Source organism: Halohasta litorea (genome assembly GCF_024494645.1).
Classification (GTDB): Archaea; Halobacteriota; Halobacteria; order Halobacteriales; family Haloferacaceae; genus Halohasta; species Halohasta litorea.
Map to the genome: position 1 here is coordinate 144,407 of NZ_JANHDJ010000003.1, position 13,420 is coordinate 157,826.

The 13,420-nt window shown below is 51.3% G+C and carries 11 protein-coding genes; 6 read left to right on the forward strand and 5 right to left on the reverse strand.

Translation table 11 applies throughout. From position 1 onward, the window contains the following. Positions 1–36: 36 nt before the first annotated feature. Both NO877_RS09120 and NO877_RS09125 read left to right on the forward strand, forming a co-directional pair. Positions 37–1,194, forward strand: a complete 1,158-nt coding sequence (locus NO877_RS09120) for a glycosyltransferase family 4 protein (protein WP_256396025.1) — start codon at positions 37–39, stop codon at positions 1,192–1,194. Positions 1,195–1,229: 35 nt separating this feature from the next. Beyond that, the gene (locus tag NO877_RS09125; protein ID WP_256396026.1) at positions 1,230–1,424 is read left to right on the forward strand and encodes a hypothetical protein; all 195 of its coding nucleotides are present in this window, start codon (positions 1,230–1,232) and stop codon (positions 1,422–1,424) included. Here the strand turns inward: NO877_RS09125 and NO877_RS09130 are convergent. Beyond that, positions 1,421–2,956 carry an alkaline phosphatase family protein gene (locus NO877_RS09130; RefSeq protein ID WP_256396027.1) on the reverse strand — a complete coding sequence of 512 codons (1,536 nt, stop codon included), beginning with the start codon at positions 2,954–2,956 and terminating at the stop codon, positions 1,421–1,423. The two genes, NO877_RS09125 and NO877_RS09130, sit on opposite strands and share 4 nt — an antisense overlap. A gap of 61 nt (positions 2,957–3,017) precedes the next feature. Between NO877_RS09130 and NO877_RS09135 the strand changes: the two genes are divergently transcribed. Further along, complete coding sequence (locus NO877_RS09135) at positions 3,018–3,926, forward strand: polysaccharide deacetylase family protein (RefSeq protein WP_256396028.1); 909 nt, start codon at positions 3,018–3,020, stop codon at positions 3,924–3,926. Here NO877_RS09135 and NO877_RS09140 read toward each other — a convergent pair whose 3' ends face one another. Together NO877_RS09140 and NO877_RS09145 are read right to left on the reverse strand one after the other, a co-directional pair. Then, positions 3,927–4,916 (reverse strand): alkaline phosphatase family protein, encoded by a 990-nt coding sequence (locus NO877_RS09140; protein ID WP_256396029.1) that lies wholly within the window; start codon positions 4,914–4,916, stop codon positions 3,927–3,929. A gap of 202 nt (positions 4,917–5,118) precedes the next feature. Beyond that, on the reverse strand, positions 5,119–6,618 hold the full coding sequence (locus NO877_RS09145) for a sulfatase (RefSeq protein WP_256396030.1): 1,500 nt from the start codon (positions 6,616–6,618) through the stop codon (positions 5,119–5,121). 138 nt (positions 6,619–6,756) lie between these two features. Between NO877_RS09145 and NO877_RS09150 the strand changes: the two genes are divergently transcribed. The 3 genes from NO877_RS09150 (at position 6,757) to NO877_RS09160 (ending at position 10,994) form a co-directional block, all read left to right on the forward strand. Next, positions 6,757–8,481: a carbamoyltransferase family protein gene (locus NO877_RS09150; protein WP_256396031.1), complete on the forward strand. Its 1,725-nt coding sequence runs from the start codon at positions 6,757–6,759 to the stop codon at positions 8,479–8,481. Positions 8,482–8,483: 2 nt separating this feature from the next. Next, positions 8,484–9,656, forward strand: coding sequence for a glycosyltransferase family 4 protein (locus tag NO877_RS09155; RefSeq protein WP_256396032.1), 1,173 nt, complete (start codon positions 8,484–8,486; stop codon positions 9,654–9,656). A 180-nt stretch (positions 9,657–9,836) separates the two neighbouring features. Next, a complete protein-coding gene (locus NO877_RS09160; RefSeq protein WP_256396249.1) occupies positions 9,837–10,994 on the forward strand; it encodes a glycosyltransferase in 1,158 nt (385 codons plus the stop codon). 23 nt (positions 10,995–11,017) lie between these two features. Here the strand turns inward: NO877_RS09160 and NO877_RS09165 are convergent, their stop codons facing one another. Next, positions 11,018–11,815: an alkaline phosphatase family protein gene (locus NO877_RS09165; protein ID WP_256396033.1), complete on the reverse strand. Its 798-nt coding sequence runs from the start codon at positions 11,813–11,815 to the stop codon at positions 11,018–11,020. A gap of 164 nt (positions 11,816–11,979) precedes the next feature. Then, positions 11,980–13,413: an oligosaccharide flippase family protein gene (locus NO877_RS09170; protein ID WP_256396034.1), complete on the reverse strand. Its 1,434-nt coding sequence runs from the start codon at positions 13,411–13,413 to the stop codon at positions 11,980–11,982. Positions 13,414–13,420: the final 7 nt, after the last annotated feature.

The window sequence follows — 13,420 nt, forward strand, 5'->3', positions numbered from 1 at the left end:
ACAACGATTTAAACAACGGGTGATATCGTGGATAGCATGGACGCCGGAATCGAGACTGATCGGTCGGTCTGTGTGGTTACACATCCCCTGTCGACCGCGAGCGAAGCGGCTGTCGGTGGGCTTCTGGGGGTTGTGTCCGCGGCTGCGAGTTCAGTCTCTCTGATAACCGCGAACCTCCCCGAGGACTCCGATGTATGGGACAGCTACGAGGTGTGTGAAATAAGCAGCTCGGAAACGGGGGAGTCAGTCGGCACTGCAGCAGTACGATTCATACGGAACCAGATACGGATGTGCAGCGAACTCCGACGGCGCGACGAGGAGATCGTGCTGTTCTTTGGTGCCGTATCCTACCTGCTACCGATACTGCTGTCACGACTGTTAGGAAAAAGGGTCATCGTCGAACCGCGGGGGAACGTCCCCGATTCCCTCTACCGGATCTGGGCTGACCGCCTCCCCGATCGGTTGGCGTTCCTGCTTTCACGGCCGGTGTGGCTACTTGAACGCGCTGGCTACCTCGCCTCCGATGCCATCCTACTGCTTTCACCATCAATGGCCGACGATCTCGATCTGCAGGCTCCGAGATACCAGCACAAAATCCACGAACACGGCGCGCGGCCGGTCGACATCGATCGGTTTGCGCCGACGACACCGTTCGCCGACCGTGAGCGAACGATCGGCTACCTCGGCCGCCTCGACGAGGAGAAAGGCGTCGACGTGCTGACCGAGGTGGTGAAACAGCTCCCCGACGACATCGAGTTCGTCTTCGTCGGCGATGGTACTCTCCGGCCACGGATCGAAAACGAACTGGCCGAGAAGATCGACCGTGGTAGCGTCAGACTCCCCGGCTGGGTCGACCACGACGAGGTTCCAGCGTTCCTCGGCAGCTTCCGTCTACTGGTGATGACCTCACGCACCGAAGGAGTGCCGACGACGGCGCTCGAATCGATGGCCTGTGGAACACCCGTCTGTGCGACTCCCGTCGGCGGGATTCCGGACGTCGTCCACGACGGTGAAACGGGGTGGCTGCTCGAGGACGAGTCGGCGGCGGAGATAGCGGCTCGCATCGAGCGGCTGGTGCGTAACGACGAACAACTTGAGGCGGCAAGCCAGCGGGCTCGATCGTTCGTCGTCGAGCAGTATGGGTTCGATGCCGTCGTCGAGAAGTATCGGCGCGTCTTCGCGTCGGTCCGATAGCTACATTGATTTACCCGAGTGGACAACAGCAGCCCATGTCACGGACTATCGAGTTGGACGACGATCTGTACGCTCGGCTCGACGGGCGAGCGACGAACAACGGCTTCGAGTCGACCGAGGAGTACTGTCAGATGGTGCTCCGGACAGTGTTGGAAGAACTCGAAGACGGCGGAACAGCGATGGATCAGGACGTCGAAGACCGTCTCGAAGACCTCGGCTACCTCAGCTAGAACGCCGCCCGGACGGCCCGGCGGACACGCCGTTTTTCGAGGGCCGTCTCGTCTATGACCTCGTAGGACGGCTCCCGTTGGGCCGAGTCGCTGTTCGGATCGAACACATCGCCCCGAACCTCGCCGTCCATATCGGTTGGAACGTCGTAGCCACGCAGATGCAACAGCGTCGGTGCGAGATCCAGTATACTGAGCGTCTCGGCTGATCCCGTCTCGAAGCTCGGGCCGGTCGCGACGAACAACCCCTCGCGTTTGTTTTCCCCCTTCCAGCCGTCGTCGGCCGGATCGCTGAACACCTGCTGGCGTCCGATGCTTCCCTGAATGTGGACGCCGTTACGCTGGTCAATCACGATGTCGGGAATTTCGTTGCTGTACTCACCCGAATAGACGTCTTCGCCACGGTGGACGGCCGTCGCAACTGGTCGTCCATCAGGGCCAGTCAGCGATTCGAGCCGCTGTATCACCTCGGTACGGAGTTGCTCGTATCGGTCAGCATCGCGGCCGACCGTGAGATAGATCGGTCCCTGTCCGCTTGCGACAACATCGGTCCGATCCCAATCGATGTTCGAGGTCTTGCTCTCTCTGGGGAGTTCTCCCTGCTCGTCGGGAATGAGATCCAGGAGGAACTGTGGGGCGAGGCGAACCGCGAGCGCCTGTAGCCCGAACGCCGAGAGGAGTCGAAGGAGCCGGTCACGATTGATTCCGAGACGGTGGACGAGTTTCGCTGCATCCGCATCGAGTGTGAGATAGCCCTGTTGTTCCAACCAGGAATTGATGTGGAACACGGTATCGACCGCCGTCGACCCGTGATCGCTCATCAACACAACATCGTGACCCTCATCAAGGAACCAGCCGAGGTGATCGTCGATGATCTTCCACCCACGAAGGGTATACTCGTCGTCCCAGAGATAGTGTTGAAGCGAATTGATGTAGAAGGTCGTTACCTGAAGGAATGTCAAATCGTACTCCTCGAAGAGCTCACGGGCGACGGTGAACCGCGTCTCCATCACCTCGAGGATCTCCTCGGCGGCTTTATCCGGAGTCGCTCGTAGCTCGTTTTTGATGGTGACGCGGTAGTCGTGATCCTCGATGAGTCGGTCTTCGAGTGCCTCCGGGTAAGCAAACCCCTCGTTTCTGCCGTCCGGTGCGCCAGCGATCACGAATTCGTCGACGTTTTTGGGCGGATAGGTAGTCGGCACCCCCATGACACCCGGCCGCTCGTGATCCGAGAGGATCTCCCAGTACTCCCGCTGTCTGTGTTTGCGATCCTGTGGATAGTAGATGCGCCGGTCGTCGACGTCGATGTTCTCCCACCAAAAGATGCCTAACTTCCCGGGGTTTTTGCCCGTCGCATACGCTTTCCAGTTCGGAGATGTCACCGGCGGCAGGACGGATTCGAGATCAGCGGTTATCCCCGTCTCTATGGCCTGTTCGATGTTCGGTAACTCACCGGCTTCGATCCAGGGCTCGAGGAGTTCGAAATGAGCACCGTCGAGTCCGAACACGACAGTACGGGGGCGTTCATCAGCCATAGGTGCGATTAGACGGATCGACGCATATATCTTTATCACCTCCATTCTACTACTGAATCAGATGACGGCGACCGCTAGGATAAGTGTCGAGATCGAGCTAGGGTGGGGGTTTCACGACAAGAAACCCCCATCGGCAGTCGCTGAACTGAGCGACGACGGCAGTGCCGAACGTGCGGCACTGCGATGGCTGCTGGATCTGTGTGACGAGTTCGGGATTCCGATCACGTTCAACATGGTCGGTCATCTGCTGCTCGACTCGTGTGACGGCGACCACGACGGTCCCCATCCCGACGATTGGTTCGACCGTGATCCAGGAACCGATGCCGACACCGACCCACTGTTTTATGCACCCGAGATGGCCGAGTGGATTCGAGACGCCGAGGTCGACCACGAACTCTGTACCCACACGTTCAGTCACGTCCTCTGTGACGAGGTGAGCGATGCCGTCCTCAACTGGGAGTTGGATCGTGTCGCCGAACTCCACACAGAAGATGTCGTCTCGCTGGTCCCACCTCGCCACCGGAAACCGCCGTCAGACCTCCTCCAGCGACACAGCATTGGCGTGCTGCGGCTGCCAGTCGACGAACGCCCGCCGTCGAACCCCCTCGGACGGTACCTCTGGACACTCACCCGAAACAACCCCCTCGACGAGCCGACCACCGTCAACGGCGTCGTCGAAACGTACATTTCGCCGGTGATGACGCTGAGCGCGCCGTATCTTTCCCGCGGTGTATCAGCCCCACATCCAGCCTACCGTCTGCTACCTGAAGCCATTCGTCAGAGACGGCACGAAGGGTTCCTGAAATCCGGGCTGGACGCGGCGATACGTACGGAGTCGGGGGTCCACTACTGGACACATCTATACAACATTGCCCACCGTGCCCAACGGCAGCCGCTCCGCCGATTTATGATGCAGCTCGGTCGGAACGAGGGGATTACAACGGACCGGATGGCGGACCTCACGAGATAGTCACATATAGCCGAGGTCTTCGAGGTGCTGTTGGACCTCACGGCCCTTCTCGCCCTCACCGATCCGAGTGTGTGATTCCTGCTGTGCGGGCGTGTGATCCGTCTCGGAAAGCTCGGTTTCGACGGCTGATTTCAGATCGAGAATCGACTCGATATCGGCAATCAATCGCTCGTCGGTAGCCGCAACCGCGGCGGTCTCGGTGTGTTCACCCTCTTGGAGTCCGTGGTCGCTCACGAGCAAGAGTTCGTCGTCGTCGCCAAGGTCGGCCCGGAGTTCACCGACAAACTCGTCGAACTCCCTGTAGGCCCGTTCCTGTAGCCCCGGTTCGGCGTACGAAACGTGGCCGATCAGATCCAGCCCGCTGGTGTATCCGAACACGAGTTCGTATCGTTGACCCCTGAGGGCTCGCCGTGTCAGTGCGATCCGTACCATCGACATCTCCATACAGCGTTCGTAGAACTTACCCGGATCGGATGTCGTGTGCCGATGGTCGGTTTCGTCCTCCAGATCGAGCTGGAACAGCTCGCCCATGTTCTTCCGGAGTTCGTGTTCCCTGTCTTCGTCGTCGGGATCAACAACGTAGTTCGGGATCCCGATCGCCTTCGAGGTTGCGTCATCAAACACCGTTTCGAGTACGTGTTCCTCGTAGTAGGAGGCGGGCGTCCTGAAGTTCCCCTCGTCGGTGTTGTCGAGTAACCACGCACCCAACTTGACCTGTACCTGCTTCGGGAGTAGGACCGTCGACAGCCGACTGGCTGCACTGAATACCGGGTTCTCCCATGCGAGGCCTTCTTTGAGCTCAATCCCGTGAGCTTCGGGCGGCAATCCGGTGATGATGCTGGGCCACAGCTCGTGAGTGCTCGGTCGACCAGTCTGCGAGGAGAGGACGGTGTCGATCTCTTTGGAGGCGTCTAAACAGAGATTCGGGTGCTCCTCTCCGTCGAGAATATCCGGATCTAACGCATCGATTCCGAGGACAACTATGCTCATTTAGATACACCAGTGTTCCCACGATGAGTTCGTGCTGATGTCAATATAGTCCTATAGTCTTCAATAGATATAAATGATGGCTGAAGAGGGCGAATAGCAATAATGAAATGCATCATCAGCCGCTGGGTAATACAACAATAAACGCCTTTTGATATACACACATATTATATCTTGTCATACATATTGTCAGAGAATCTATTTATTACAAGTAGCCGAGTTCTTTCAATCGAGATTTAGTTTCCGGCGCTGTGTCGACTCCGGAGAGAGTCGATAGTTGCTCGCACGCATCGCGAGCAGTTCGAACAACAGTCGTCGGAGCCGTTTCGATCTCAGCTTGTTCGTCGGCATGGAAAGCTAGTTCTGTACCATCAGATTCGATGATTATTCGCCAGTCGTCTTCATACGCTGCGACAGAATTCACCGAGACACGCTGGCGCAAGTAGCTACGATCAATGTCCGGATATCTGTCGTAGAATTCGTTGTCTCCTAATGCAGGATACTCGCAGACGACTGGTTCAGAATCGGGTTCGACAGGTGTAACGTCCTCCGTCGGAACGTCCGGATCACTAGCCTGTAGGAGGAAATCATAGACATCTTTAACCGAAACTAACTCTTCGATATTTCCGTTTAGTTCCGGATGTGAAATAACAAACGGAACGCGAGCAAGAGCGTCACTGATAGATGCTTCATGACCGAAACGCTGTCGACCCATGCAGTCAGTTTCGCCGAGGTTTTCTCCATGATCGCCAACGACGACGATTGCAGTCTCGTCTCGAATACCCGCCTCATCAACAGCATCAACCAGCCGCTGGATGTGGCGATCTACAGATTCCACAGAAGCAGCATACATATGACGGAGTGTCTCGAGATCACTATCGTCGACAGCGTCGTTTTGTACGAGACGGATAAACTCCCACGGAGCTGCAACATCGTCGTTGAGTCGTTCAAACTCCGACTTCGAAATACGGTGTCCGAGATGTTTTCGCTGGAGATCAGGAGGTGATTGATACGGTCGATGAGTATCCATATAGTTGGCAAACATAAAGAACGGCTGATCTCTGGGTGCCTCCTTGTGAATCCTCTCTTCAAGCAGTGTTGTGTTTTTTTCGGGCGAATAGCTGTGTTGTGGGTTCGGTACGAACGTCTGATGGGGAATACGAGTGAGTTGAGGTAGGTACCGACGTGAGAACGCATTTATTCCAACACTGGCGAGGTTCAAACTGCTCTGTAGAGGACGGTCATGTCTCAGACAGGCTTTGATAACCGATGTCGCCATATCCGATGTGGACATATTGTCATCACGATTCCGAAGGTACGTATACGTGTCAAGACCCTTTGGGAAAGGCTCTGGTGTCTGCGTATATCGGAACGTATCGAATGCTCTGTCGAATTGCCAGAGTGGACTCACAAACCCGTTACCCGAAACGCCATGCGTTGAGTAGCCCCGCTCCGAAAACTGGTCAATGAGATCTGTCGGAGCCGTCGACTGGCTAGGTTGTGTAATACCATGTTCGTGTGGATATTTTCCGGTGAAAATTGAGGCATGTGATGGTTGGGTCCATGTTGCGGGTGCAACCGCGTTCTCAAACCAGACGCCATCTCTACCCAACTGCCGAAGATGTGGTGCGTGATCACGTGCGCGGTCTACCCGACAGGCATCCAACACAAGCAAGATAACGTTTGGCTGTGAAGCAGTAGTCATACAAAGAAGATAGATCCAATAGCAATTAAAATATTGATTGATGAAACAGAATTAACCATCACCACAAGATGGCGTTGTTCCAGTGAATCAATAATAAATATAGAAGCAGTTTTTTATCCTCACTCATATAGGTCAGTTATGACCGTCTCTTACATCTTAACATTTCGCCCATCCGGTATCGATCTATATCACAATCATGATCCAAGCGCGGCTATCTTTCGCGATGGAGAACTAGTTTTTGCAGCCGAGGAAGAACGGTACACACGACAGAAGCACGGAGAAAACCAGTTCCCAGACAACGCAATTCAGGCATGTCTAGATTTTTGTGGCATCGAACTCCACGAAGTTGATAAAATTATCATCCCTGACGATCTCCGTCTGCGACGTCATTTCCTCCCGCATCGTCTGAAGAGTAGTGTTTTCAATTCTGAAAGCTCGTTACAGACGCTCTATTGGTTGAATTCGTTATTAGTAAATCATACTCGATCACATTTTACGCCGGTGGAGCCAGTGCGACGGCATCTATCGAATACAAATCAACAGGTGCCACCAATCGAAGCCAAATCACACCATGCGTGCCACGCGGCAAGCGCGTTTCATCCCTCCGAGTTCGATAGAGCGCTTGTGGTTACAATCGATGGAGTCGGTGAGTACGACTCAACAGTTGTTTGGAGAGGTGACGAAAGCGGGATCGAACGACTCCGAACGTACAATTATCCGAACAGTTTGGGGTCGTTCTTCGGTACGGTCACCGAATTCCTCGGCTATCGGAAAAACAACGGTGAAGGAAAGGTTATGGGACTCGCTCCCTACGGCAATCCAAACACGGATATCGCCGCAACACTGCGTAGTGCCGTCGATACGGGCGTAGAGTACGATGTGACAGAGATAGTCGATCCTAAGCCCGGACAGACAATCGACGTTGCGAATCTTGAACGGTTGTTCGGCCGTCAGCGAAAAGAGACGCCGACAGAGTTCACACAGTGGGAGAAAGATCTCGCGTACGAAGCTCAAAAACTTCTCGAAGAGATTGTAACTGGAATTGTGACGTATTATGTGAATAAAACGGGTATCAATAACGTCGCACTAGCAGGTGGTGTCGCACTGAACTGTAAACTGAACAAGGCAGTAATGGACTTAGACGAGGTCGACAACGTATTTATACAGCCGGTAGCTGCGGACAACGGGCTCGCTCTCGGTGCAGGATATCTAGAGCAGAACCCAACCGATGTCGAACCAATGACGGATGTGTACTATGGCGACGAGTTCGAGACGGCGGAGATCCGCAATCTCCTTGAAACCAATAAGATAGACTACTATGAGCCGGATGATCTAGAACAGACGGTCGCTGAGCGACTTGCCGACGGAGAGCTCGTCGGATGGTTCCAAGGGAGGATGGAACTCGGCCCACGAGCATTGGGTAACAGAAGCATTCTCGCTGATCCACGAACAGAGTCCTCTCGAGATCGTGTCAATGAATTTGTGAAACATCGCGAGGGATGGCGTCCGTTTGCACCCTCGTTACGGTATGAAGACGCCGACGAATACTTAGAGGACGCTGTTGAGTCACCATTTATGATTAAAACGTTTGATATTCCTGAACACAAATGTGACGAGATCGCGGCTGTTATCCACCCCAACGACGCGACAACTCGCCCACAAACGGTTCGATCGAACCAGAATCCACGATACCACGCGCTACTCTCAGCGTTCGCAGACATCACCGATGTGCCCGTTCTTCTCAACACATCATTCAACGATCACGGCGAACCAATCATCAGGACGCCAAAAGAAGCCATCAAAGCCTTCTACGCAATGGGGCTCGATATTCTCGTACTCAATGACTTGATAATTGAAAAATAAGAATGGCCACAGACACCAGAAAGCGTATCGCGTTCGTGACAGCTGCCGATCTTTCCGGGACAACCGGTGACAGCGTTGCAACTAAAGAGATTGTGGGTGCACTCGCGGACCGTCCCGACGTCGAGGTCGAGTTGTTTAGTCAGACACCGACAAAGGAACTTCCAGCTGAGATCGAAACCGCAGTCCAACGGGCAACAGCGCTTCCAGAGAAGCCAAATGAGGCAGCCACGTGGCGAACCCTCATTTGGCACGGCCGTCTTCAGACAGCATTAGCCTGGCAGCTCGGTTGGGCTATTGGTGACCGCCAGTTCGATCTCGTTATTACAAGAATCAATCCCTCTATGATCTTTCCACCACTGCTTGCTAGCGCAACCCGAACACCATACTCAATTCTCGTCCGAGGTATGGTCTCACGGAATCTTTCTTTCGGCCGGATCGTGGACCGTGTCGTCTGTCTCAATTCCCGACTCGCAGACAACGCATACGTCGCCTACCAAGAGGTCAAAGAGATGGTCGATCGCTGTCGACCGCCAACCAAACCCCCGTCGACTGTTGTGCCAAACGCGGTCGACCCGGAGGTGTTCCATCCCATCGAGAGGACAGAACAGCGAGATGCTCTCGGCATCGACCCCGACGAGTTCGTTGTCGGATTCGTCGGGACACTACACAAACGCCACAAAACTGAGCTACTACTGCGCGGTGCAGCAGAGTCCAACTGCGATGTTTCAATTCTGATTGTCGGGGATGGACCGGAACGGGAACACTTGGAAGCCGTTGCTGACCAAGTCAGTACTGGTGGAAAGATTCAGTTTATCGGTGCAGTTGCTCACAGCGAGGTTAATCAGTACATCTCTGCATGTGACATTTGTTACGGAGTCGTCGACCCCGATCGACCATCAAATCCGATTAAATTATACGAATATCTCTCGTGTGAACGGCCGGTCATTACCTCCACAACTGACGAACTGGAATTCATTCGGCGTGAGAACTTCGGATCGGTACTTGATACCTTGTCGCTGGAGTCTGTCAGAACTGGAATTGAACAGCTGGAAGCACTCTCACCAACTGAAAGACAAGAGATGGGCCATCGTGCGAGAAACTATATCCGGAACAATCATACATGGTCAGCATTCACTCATATCGTCTGCCCAAATGAGAGAGACAATGACAAATGAATTTTAGATGCGGCAGAGCATTTCCTATAGAATTCTATACAGTATTTGATCTACACGAATTACAAAGTTTGATATCTACCGATATAAAAACAGAACAGAACAGAACATATGCAAATAGCCTACTTAGTCAACGACTTCCCGAGTGCTAGCTCTCCTGCACGTATTAATCAGATCGAAGGGATGTTTGAGAGGGGATACGACATTCACATTTATGCATCACAACGTCCTCCTGAACAGGATTACGCCCCAGTTGATGAAATGGTTTCTGATCGGATAGAGTATACGACAATACCAAAGACGAAACTGAAACGATTGTCTCACAGTAGACCACATCTTTCACGAATTATTGCAACGGATCCAACGAAACTGACAGTGCTTGCAAATTCGTTTCGGTTCGGACGGGACGCACTCTCATTGCATCCTATTTATAAAATGTCACCAATGATTGGAGAATCGTTCGATATTATCCATGCTCATCGAGGAACTACAGCTAGAATCGGAGCGATTCTCAAAGAAGCTGGCGTCTGTGATAACCTTGTGTCGACATTTCACGGATACGGCGTGCGACAGGCAAGAGAAGATCCCCAACGGTACCAGCATCTCTTTGAGACGGGAGATCACTTTATGGGAGTTTCGAAACACATATGTGATGAACTTGCAAATTTAGGTGTTGATAAACAAAAGATCAGCCGCCATTTTAATGGGATTATAATGAGCAACTTCTCATTTCGATGGACAGATACAGTAGATTCTGTTCCCGATCCGGTCAAAATAATCACAGTAGGAAATCTGAAACCAATAAAAGGGCACAAATATGGGATTAAAGCACTAGCAAAATTGCATCATAATGTAGATGTCGATTTAGAATATCACATTGTCGGTGGGGAATCAAACCGGGAAACACGCGACAAGCTGGGATCGCGAAAGGAACAACTGAGCAAACAAGCAGATGAACTTAATATCGCTGACAAAGTCATATTTCACGGTCATATACCTCGACAAGATGTGATAACGAAACTTGACAACTCACACATATATGTGTTGACAAGTATAGAAGAAGGATTACCAACAGTACTGTTGGAAGCACAAGCCGTTGGTCTCCCAGTCGTAACGACCGACGCAGGAGGGGCCGAAGACGCAGTAAGCGAGAGTGCTAGAATAGTGCCACCTCGTGACGTAGATAGACTGTATGAGAACCTACGGAGTCTTATTGAAATTCCAGAACAGTGGCCAGAGATAGGTAAAAAGGGCAGACATTTTGTGGAAAATAATTTCAGCACAGATGCGCTTAATGATGATCTCGTGGAGATCTACGAAAGAGTAGCGGCAGCTGAGTGACTTTATATTTCAATAAATAATTATTATTTATAACCGAGTGCCTCTAATCTGTGTTCTACCGTCTCAGAATCCATCTTTTCCATATTTATAGGGGGTTCTGAGACAGTATCTCGTCTTTCTCCAGAGATCTCGATCCAAGGGACTCGTGTTAGATTCGGGTGAGGGAAATCGATAATATGTCCATACATCCGCATCGGTATCGGAAATCCTCGCTCACCGATGAGGTTCGCATGATCTGCGGTCATCACCGTTTTTCCTTTTAGATATCCAACTAGCTTATCTGCGGATTCAAGTACGATTTCATGGTTTTCCTCGTACGCCTTCAGGAGCTTATGTCTTGGAATTTTGTTACCCCACATCTGTTCGTTCCAAGGGTGAGGAGAATCAGCACCTCCGAGTTCAGTACCGATACCAGCAGCAATATCTTTTCCTGTAGGACCGAGGAACGGATAATGTGGTTGCATGAAGTGAACCACAAGGCGTTTGTCAGGGAATTTTTCGCGGGCCTCTTTCGCCTTCTGCACAACAGCTTCGGGAGGGACCGTCTCTAATTCTTTGTCCCAATGGGTATCAAGAAGGTTCCATACTGCGTGGAAACTCTTGAGATCCAACGTGGTCCCTGAGTGTGGGTTGGCGGTCACATATACCGTGTCGTGATTCTCTTTTTTATTGAAAACCTTCTGCATAAACCCTCCGCTGTAGCTAGCTGGCATCTCAACTGTATCAAAGTCCGAATTCTCCATGTGACCTTTGACATATTTTTTTGTATATTCAGGTCTGGCAGCGTCGACAATCAATAGATTGTCCCAATCCTCTTGCATGGGATCGAAATCAGAGAACCCATACCTAAAACGATACCAGAATCTGTTGATTCGTATACACTTCTGTAAAAATTCTTTTTTGATAGTGTTAAGAGCCCACATGTAAATTCGTTCTACTCCGTGCTATTCCGTTATCTGGCTATGAACCTTTCCATATAATTAAATCAGTTGAGATTCCAAGGTAGATTCCGAACAAGTACTCCCCGAAACCTCCCAGATAGGACATATATAATTGTAAAATAGATCACAGCACCGAAGGATATAAGTAAAAGGAGAGAAACTATGGTCTCAGCAGATTCTACCTCGTTGATTTGAATCATGCCTTTTGCGCCATACACCCCCACTGCCATGATAACGGCAGATATGATTTGTCTAACTATTTCTCGGATAGGCGTCTTGAATTTGACCATCCGATTCAGTTGTATATATGATATGAATGTCCCGATGAACATGGTAAAGGCCGTGGCTACAGCCGCTCCGATCCAGCCAAAAAAGTAGACAAGTGCAACATTCATTACAACGTTCGTCGATATTAGAACGGCGTTGATTTTGAATGTGATATCTGGTCTGTTGAGTGCATTTATTGCACCCATCATCTGTTGTTGGTATGTGTAGAGAAGTGTTGCCAAAATAAGAATTCCCAGAACAGATGACCCCCTTACGAACTCACCTCCATAGATCAACATTATATAATCTCCGAGTACTATTCCTCCAAGCAGTCCTGGCGTCACGATCAGACCGGTGAACGCAAGTGAGTCGTTTACGTAGCCCGCTATTTCATCTTCATCTTCTTCGGGGTCAAGACCACTAATTTCGGGGAAAAGAGTGTTCCTAACAGCCATCCCGAAGAGTTCGAGGAATCTAGCGATAGTCCAAGCCACACCATAGACACCAACAAGAGACGAAGGCACTAGCGCTCCGAGCACCAGTATATCGGTGTCATTGTAGGCCCGATTCTTTACAGATCCAAGCCACGAGAACTTCGCATATTCGAAGAGACTAGAAATGTGCTTCCTCTTCGGCGTCGTTAGACTGGAAGATATGAATCCAGATCCGATTAAGCCAGAAGCTATTTCACCCAGTAAGTAACCAACTATCATACCCTCCAGACCAAACTCAAAATAAACTAGCGTTAACTGTGAGATGCTACTTATTATGAGGTTTGTAGGGGATAATAAACCGGAGATATGCACTTTGGCCTCTCCCGTGAGTGCTGATTGTATGTATGATGAGAATAATCCAGAAAGCAAGAGCAGGACGACGAAGAACCATACCTCCACCCCCACATAATTATCCACAACCTGTCGAAACAGGATTATTGCAGTCGAAAATATAATGGCAAAAAGGCCGATGACTAGCCATCCAACAGTGAAAAATTCCGATTGCTGTCTACCCTCGCTAATCCGCTTAGTAACAGCTGTTGATACCCCTATATTGCCGCCTAGTTTTAGCCACGCGACTAACGACATAGTAACAGTATAAAAACCAATTACTTCTGCACCCAAAACTCGCGCAAAGTATATTGTTGTTATGAATCCCAAAACGGATGCAAACAGTTTAGATACAAAGACCACACCAGCCTTTTGACCTATCCTCATAGTATGA

What these genes read in the sequence shown, in the direction of transcription:
- NO877_RS09170 (WP_256396034.1), bottom strand. Translation starts at nt 13,413, where the DNA reads ATGAGGATAGGTCAAAAGGCTGGTGTGGTCTTTGTATCTAAACTGTTT.
- NO877_RS09130 (WP_256396027.1), bottom strand. Translation starts at nt 2,956, where the DNA reads ATGGCTGATGAACGCCCCCGTACTGTCGTGTTCGGACTCGACGGTGCT.
- NO877_RS09165 (WP_256396033.1), bottom strand. Translation starts at nt 11,815, where the DNA reads ATGCAAGAGGATTGGGACAATCTATTGATTGTCGACGCTGCCAGACCT.
- NO877_RS09140 (WP_256396029.1), bottom strand. Translation starts at nt 4,916, where the DNA reads ATGAGCATAGTTGTCCTCGGAATCGATGCGTTAGATCCGGATATTCTC.
- NO877_RS09125 (WP_256396026.1), top strand. Translation starts at nt 1,230, where the DNA reads ATGTCACGGACTATCGAGTTGGACGACGATCTGTACGCTCGGCTCGAC.
- NO877_RS09135 (WP_256396028.1), top strand. Translation starts at nt 3,018, where the DNA reads ATGACGGCGACCGCTAGGATAAGTGTCGAGATCGAGCTAGGGTGGGGG.
- NO877_RS09120 (WP_256396025.1), top strand. Translation starts at nt 37, where the DNA reads ATGGACGCCGGAATCGAGACTGATCGGTCGGTCTGTGTGGTTACACAT.
- NO877_RS09150 (WP_256396031.1), top strand. Translation starts at nt 6,757, where the DNA reads ATGACCGTCTCTTACATCTTAACATTTCGCCCATCCGGTATCGATCTA.
- NO877_RS09145 (WP_256396030.1), bottom strand. Translation starts at nt 6,618, where the DNA reads ATGACTACTGCTTCACAGCCAAACGTTATCTTGCTTGTGTTGGATGCC.
- NO877_RS09160 (WP_256396249.1), top strand. Translation starts at nt 9,837, where the DNA reads ATGTTTGAGAGGGGATACGACATTCACATTTATGCATCACAACGTCCT.
- NO877_RS09155 (WP_256396032.1), top strand. Translation starts at nt 8,484, where the DNA reads ATGGCCACAGACACCAGAAAGCGTATCGCGTTCGTGACAGCTGCCGAT.